Source organism: Methanosalsum natronophilum (genome assembly GCF_024808815.1).
In the GTDB taxonomy this organism is placed as follows: domain Archaea; phylum Halobacteriota; class Methanosarcinia; order Methanosarcinales; family Methanosarcinaceae; genus Methanosalsum; species Methanosalsum natronophilum.
Window position 1 is genome coordinate 1 of sequence record NZ_JANUCS010000029.1, and the last position, 6,051, is coordinate 6,051.

The following is a 6,051-nucleotide window of genomic DNA, read 5'->3' on the forward strand; positions in this document are numbered from 1 at the left end:
TATGGTTTTTCACAAAACCATATCTACTTTAATAATATATATTTATTGTTATTAATTAGCTCAGGCTTTGCAACCCCAAAGTTTTTGACAGCCCCGTGGTTAAATAACTCTTATATAAGTAAACAGTAAAATATATAGTAATTCCCTGTAACACCATTAAGAAAAATGTTAGCGTTTTGTTAGTGTGCTTTAAATGTATTAACTGAAAAATCCCTCTAACGATAGACACACAATGTAAAAATTTACTTTCAGTACTTTGCTAATTTTGAATAGGTTATCGAACTATGCCTGCCGATAGTTTTATATACGACAGGAATACCTCCGTATGTCATTCCTAGCATTCGATTCAAGGACATGTGATAAGGTTGAATTAAGGCCTAAACAATGTATTGATACCGTTCTTAAACCACTTCTCGATAATATCGATATAAAAATAAACGGTTCGCTTAGCCCTAATCATCTCAAGAAAATAAATCTTGAAGAGCTTATTCATGCAAATCAAAGCATTCTTCTTCAAGATATTGTCGGTACTTTAAAACCAGAGAAAAAGTATGAGTTTGCTATCGATTTTACAAATGATCCATATTACGGGAAAATTGACTCATCCAATGAAAAATATGTGATACGTAGTCAGGCCAAGAAATCCACTAACTCTTTTTATTCATATGTGTCTCTATCTATTATAAACAAAAACGAAAGATATACTCTTGCAGTCCTTCCTGTTGAGAAAGATAAAACAAAAGTTGATTATCTAACTTATTTCATAGGCCTTATCAAAACACTTAATTTCAAGATCAGGGTACTTTGTCTGGATCGAGAGTTCTATTCAGTTGATGTGATCAGGTTCTTGCAGAACAGTAAGGTATCTCACATCATACCTGTAGTAAGAAAGGGAAAAGAGATCAAGCAATTACTTGTTGGCAGAAAAGCAAGGTCTGCTGAATATGTAATGAAGAATGCTCAAAAACAAAAAGTTCATCTGGATATTGTAATTGATGTAAAGTATCTGAAAGGTCAAAGAAGTAAACATGGATGTGAGAACCTTGGTTTTGTTGTTTATGGAGTTAAATGGTCTCCACGGAAGGTCAGTACTGTCTATAGAAGACGGTTTGCCATTGAATCATCTTACAGGATGAGAAATATTCTGTTTGTTGAAGATTGGCTTAGGAGAAAGTTAAAAATTCAATTGAAAGTGGAGTGTTTAAGGTAATTCAATGGTGTTAAGAACAAGACGGAGATGAAATTAGAGAACTACTGACTTTAGACAAAATTAAGGTTCGCTATTGTATGTAGTTTAAGTAGGAACGTAAAACTTGTATCTACTTACTATTTATTAAGAAATTTTAATGAATTCTTATGGGGAGAAAAAATTTTATATGTGCCAAAATAAGTTATTGACTAATATATCTAAGCTTTTATAAAAAGATATATTTGTGATATTTTTGTCAGAAAAATAAAGATATTACTGATTAGCGCTCTACTTGTTTTGAGTATTATAGGTATTGGCTGTTTAGAAGATACAGAAGTAGATCCTTACCAAACAACCACCGAGTACCTTCCATGGGATGGTGAGATTGCAAGTACTAACGTTCTAAAGATTGCACTTGAAGATGCAGGATATGATGTAGAAATTATATCGATAGAACTTGGTGCTCTATATCGTGGACTTGCTGATGGTCAATTTGATTTTACAGTATCTGCATGGTTACCACACACACATGGTCATTATATTGATCAATATGGTGACGATTTTGAAGAAGTTTCGGTTAACCTTGAAGGATGGAAGATAGGACTCGTAGTTCCTGAATATGTTACTATTGACTCAGTTGAAGAGTTAAATGATCATAAGGATGAGTTTGATGGTAGGATTGTAGGAATTGAACCTGGTGCAGGGCTAATGTCTGCAACTGAAGATGCCATTGATACATACGGACTATATCACGAACTTGTTGCAAGTAGTGGTGCTGCAATGACAACTGAACTCAGAACAGCGATACAGAATGAAGAATGGGTAGTTGTTACAGGATGGAGTCCACATTGGAAATTCCAGAGATGGGATTTAAAATACCTTGATGATCCAGAAGGATCTTTTGGTGCCGCAGAATATGTAGGAACACTTGCTAGAGAAGGCCTCCAAGAAGATAAGCCTGAACTCTATGAAATCATTTCAAGGTTTGAGTGGGAACAGGAATATGTTGAATCCGTAATGATGGATATGGAAGAAGGAATGGATCCAGAAGATGCTGCAGCTAAATGGATAGAAGATAATCCTGAAAAGGTTGCTTCATGTTTTGAAGAATAAGGGTACTTTAATTAACCCTTATTATTCTTTTATTTGGTTTTGTGATATTCTATTAGAAAATTTATTAAATAATAGATTTCTTAACTCCAGTGTTTTAAACAGTTTTTCACCAGCTTTTTGTGATTCATTTAATGCCTTGCTATCTTTCAGAACTTCTCCCGCAGTAAATTGGTTTAATATTTTTACAGTTGAAACCACTCTATAACTTAATGCTTCAAGACTCTTTTTCATTACATCAGCCGTATATCCCATATCCTCTAAGTTGTCTTGTTCACATACAGCAATAACAGTAGCATACTTCATCCCAATAATCTCATTGAGACCCATCCAAACTGATCTATCTTCTTTATGAAAGAAATCAAGACAATAACAACGGTCTATGAACTTTTTTATATCTCCAGAAACATTATAGAAATATGTCGGTGAACCTAGGATAATAGCATCTGATTCAAATAGTTTAGGATATATTTGATGCATATCATCATCAATAACACATTCAAAAGTGTCTTGGCAACCTTCACAGCCATTACAGCCATTAATGTCATAATCGCCTAAAAAGATAAGTTCGACTTTAATTCCTCTTTCATCAAAAGGCTTTAATGATTCTTGGACCAATATAGAAGTATTACCATTTTTCCTTTTACTACCAACAATACCTAAAATTTTCATACAATACCTCATTAAACTTTAAAAGTATAAATACAAAATCTATTAAACAAATTCTTTGTTGTAATATAATCCTAACTTAAATAATAGATTTTGAGCTTAATATTTATGTACCTTACAATAAATAGAAAACATATTTATTCTGAAATCACTTATATAGTTAATACAAATTATTCACGTGATTAATTATGCCAAGTTTTTGTCCATCGTGCGGTTCGCAGCTCAGGTTTAAAGAGGCAGAAAAGTGTCCTACTTGTAGTCATGACCTGAGAAAGAAAAGTGATAAAAACCCATTGTTGGCCGCTATATTGAATTTTTTACTGCCCGGTATAGGTTACTTATATATTGGTACAAGAAAGTTTTTTGCTGTACTAATAATTATAAGTATGCTATCTTTTGCAGCTTGGGCATTCACTTTACCTGAAAATATATTTGACCAGTATTTAACCTATAGTATATCTTACTGGGTATTCTCCATCATTCTGGCTATAGCATTTGCTATAGATGCTTATAACGAGGTAGTTGGACGTTAAGTAAATAATTAAATTACATTAAGTTAGTTTTAATCTAGATAATACACATATTTTTAAAAAAATTAACTTGTTTTTTTAGTCTTTTTTCCAATTGGTTCGTAGCAGCAACTATAATTGACTTGTATCTGTTTTGTAGCTTTAAATCTATTTTATTCTCTTGTTAATATCAATTAAGGCTATAATAAAAAGGGTTTTAATAGTTTAAGGATATTTGATTAATCCTCAATATTAGCTCGTTCCAACAGTTTATTTAAGTATTCTTTAAAGTAGAAATAATAAGGAATGATTATTTTTTACAACTTCTTCTTAGCTTAGCCTTCAAAAAATTTCAGGTACTCTTTGTAACTGTTTTAAATTAATTACCTAAGGATATTTATACAAAAATTTCAAATATTAAGAAATTTTGCATTAATTGCTACTATTACTGTACTAAGTGACATCAAGACAGCACCTATTGCTGGTGATAGAAGTATCCCCTGACCATAAAGCACACCTGCTGCAAGCGGAATGGCAAATACGTTATAACCCGTTGCCCAGAACAAGTTTTGTAGCATTTTTCTGTAGGTTGCGCCAGATAGTTTGATACACGATAAGACATCTGCGGGGTTACTGCGTACAAGTATGATGTCAGCAGTTTCAATTGCTACATCTGTACCTGCACCAACTGCAATACCAACATCAGCTTGTGCAAGGGCAGGAGCATCATTGATTCCATCGCCTGTCATTGCCACTTTCCTACCCCTACTCTGAATTTCTTTAACTATTTTTGCTTTTTCTTCAGGTAAAACTTCAGCAAAGTGTTCATTTAATTCGAGCTCATTAGCAACCCATCGTGCAACACGTTCGTTATCCCCAGTAATCATAAGACATTCAATACCTTTACTTTTAAGCGATCTTATAGCATCTTTTGATTCATGGCGAATTATATCAGCGAGTGCTATTGCTCCCTCCAATTGTCCATTTATAATGACAAAAACAACTGTTTTACCTTGTTCTGAAAGGCTGTTTATCTTCTCGGAAGGATATTCAATTCCATTTTCACGTAAATAGCCGGGGCTTACAATCTTTACATTTTTATTGTTTACATTTGCAATGGCACCTTTTCCAGCCAGAGCTTTAAAATCTTTCACATCATACGTCTGTTCTACAGAAGATACTATGCCCTTTGCAAGTGGGTGTTCTGAATTCTTTTCGACTGATGCTGCATATTTTAAAACCTCATTTTGATCCATCTGCGAGAAAGTGATTATGTCAGTAACACCAAACTTACCTTCAGTAAGTGTTCCTGTTTTATCGAAAATAACTGAATCAACATCACGTATACCCTCAAAAGCAATTCTATTTCTTACAAGTAAACCTTTCGTAGCGCCTATAGATGCTGATATAGCTACAACTAATGGAATAGCTAGACCTAGTGCATGGGGACATGTAATGACCATTACAGTAACTGCTCTTTCAATAGAAAAAGCAAAATCCTGGCCCATATAAAATAGCCAGACTAAGAGTGTGATCGACCCGGCAGTAAGAGCAATTAAAGTTAACCACTTAGCAGCCCTATTAGCTAAGTTCTGAGTCTTCGATTTACTTTCTTGAGCTTCTTTTACAAGTTCAACAAGTTGTGATATGAATGTGTCTTTACCCGTCTTTTTAACCTCGACTTGAAGAGATCCATCACCATTAATCGATCCGCCAATTACTTCGTTACCCTCGGTTCTTGTAACAGGTTCTGATTCGCCAGTAATCATCGATTCATCTACGTAAGATGTGCCCTCAAATACAGTACCATCTGCAGGTACTTTTTCACCTGGTTTCACTAAGACTTTGTCCCCAATCTGAAGGGAGGATACTGATACCTCGTCAATATGACCATCTTCCCCTATCTTATGTGCAACTGATGGAATAAGCTTAGCTATCTCCTCCATTGATCTAGAAGCACTCATAACTGATCTCATTTCAATCCAGTGACCAAGGAGCATAATATCTATAAGAGTTGCTAATTCCCAAAAGAGCAACTTGCCCTCTAAACCAAAAACAACTGCACTACTGTAAACAAAAGCAACAGTTATTGCTACTGCAATAAGCGTCATCATTCCAGGTTCTTTTGCTTTCAACTCTCTCAAAATACCTGATAGGAAGGGATAACCACCATAAAAGTATATAGCTGCTGAAAGAAGGAAAAGAATGTATAAATCACCAGTAAAGCGAATATCAATACCCAAAAAGGATTGAATCATTGGTGATAATAATAAAATAGGTATAGTAAAAATTATAGAAACAATGAACCTTTTTTTGAAATCTTCTAACATCATTTCATGATGATCATGGGAGGATGTATTATTTTTCTCCATATCGTTATGATTTCCATGAAAATCGGTTTGCTGTTCCATGTAAATGCTCTTTTAAACTCTTTTGATGTTAATTTATATTTGTTTTACAGTTAATTTAAGCCTCATACATTTTTGTCGGAAAATGAGTTTGCCAGTTCAGCTAATTTTGTTGATTTTACTATGATTTTAGCCACTTTGGACTCAATATTAGTGTATTTATTGC

General features: G+C 33.9%; 5 protein-coding genes. 3 read left to right on the forward strand and 2 right to left on the reverse strand.

Annotated elements, in window-relative coordinates; translation table 11 throughout:
* The first annotated feature begins 325 nt into the window (after positions 1–325).
* Both J2T59_RS09975 and J2T59_RS09980 read left to right on the forward strand, forming a co-directional pair.
* The gene (locus J2T59_RS09975; protein ID WP_259135788.1) at positions 326–1,210 is read left to right on the forward strand and encodes an ISH3 family transposase; all 885 of its coding nucleotides are present in this window, start codon (positions 326–328) and stop codon (positions 1,208–1,210) included.
* 276 nt (positions 1,211–1,486) lie between these two features.
* Positions 1,487–2,302 carry a glycine betaine ABC transporter substrate-binding protein gene (locus tag J2T59_RS09980; RefSeq protein WP_310572677.1) on the forward strand — a complete coding sequence of 272 codons (816 nt, stop codon included), beginning with the start codon at positions 1,487–1,489 and terminating at the stop codon, positions 2,300–2,302.
* 21 nt (positions 2,303–2,323) lie between these two features.
* On the opposite strand, the gene J2T59_RS09985 is transcribed toward J2T59_RS09980, so the two are convergent.
* Positions 2,324–2,971 carry a flavodoxin family protein gene (locus J2T59_RS09985; protein WP_259135789.1) on the reverse strand — a complete coding sequence of 216 codons (648 nt, stop codon included), beginning with the start codon at positions 2,969–2,971 and terminating at the stop codon, positions 2,324–2,326.
* Between the two features lie 185 nt (positions 2,972–3,156).
* Here J2T59_RS09985 and J2T59_RS09990 point away from each other — a divergent pair, with 185 nt between their 5' ends.
* Positions 3,157–3,501 (forward strand): hypothetical protein, encoded by a 345-nt coding sequence (locus tag J2T59_RS09990; RefSeq protein ID WP_259135790.1) that lies wholly within the window; start codon positions 3,157–3,159, stop codon positions 3,499–3,501.
* 386 nt (positions 3,502–3,887) lie between these two features.
* Here J2T59_RS09990 and J2T59_RS09995 read toward each other — a convergent pair whose 3' ends face one another.
* The gene (locus tag J2T59_RS09995) at positions 3,888–5,888 is read right to left on the reverse strand and encodes a heavy metal translocating P-type ATPase (protein ID WP_259135791.1); all 2,001 of its coding nucleotides are present in this window, start codon (positions 5,886–5,888) and stop codon (positions 3,888–3,890) included.
* Positions 5,889–6,051 lie beyond the last annotated feature (163 nt).

Bases quoted from the DNA above. Each gene is read 5' to 3' on its own strand.
- J2T59_RS09985 (WP_259135789.1), bottom strand. From the start codon at position 2,971: ATGAAAATTTTAGGTATTGTTGGTAGTAAAAGGAAAAATGGTAATACT.
- J2T59_RS09975 (WP_259135788.1), top strand. From the start codon at position 326: ATGTCATTCCTAGCATTCGATTCAAGGACATGTGATAAGGTTGAATTA.
- J2T59_RS09990 (WP_259135790.1), top strand. From the start codon at position 3,157: ATGCCAAGTTTTTGTCCATCGTGCGGTTCGCAGCTCAGGTTTAAAGAG.
- J2T59_RS09995 (WP_259135791.1), bottom strand. From the start codon at position 5,888: ATGGAACAGCAAACCGATTTTCATGGAAATCATAACGATATGGAGAAA.